This window comes from Escherichia sp. 94.0001 (assembly GCF_013369155.2).
Taxonomy (GTDB): Bacteria; Pseudomonadota; Gammaproteobacteria; order Enterobacterales; family Enterobacteriaceae; genus Escherichia; species Escherichia coli_F.
The window spans coordinates 1-208 of record NZ_JABWMS020000358.1 but is presented as its reverse complement, the minus strand read 5'-3'; the positions used below and the strand labels follow the sequence as shown (position 1 = coordinate 208).

Below are 208 nucleotides of genomic sequence, written 5' to 3'. Positions count from 1 at the left end.
CCTCCGCTTTGTAAAGACCATTGATGCTCTCCGCCATCGCGTTGTCATACGAGTCACCTGTACTCCCTGTTGATGCCAGTAATCCGGCTTCTTTTAGTCGCTCCGTATAGGCCAGTGATACATACTGAGAACCTTTATCACTGTGATGGACTGTGCCGGACGGCCGACGGGCCCACAACGCCTGCTCCAGTGCATCCAGCACGAATGT

At 53.8% G+C, this 208-nt stretch carries 1 protein-coding gene; it reads right to left on the bottom strand.

What is annotated here, in order from left to right:
* Nucleotides 1-208 (bottom strand): DDE-type integrase/transposase/recombinase (locus HEN33_RS26105; protein ID WP_183083590.1); only part of this gene is annotated, 208 nt, incomplete at both ends.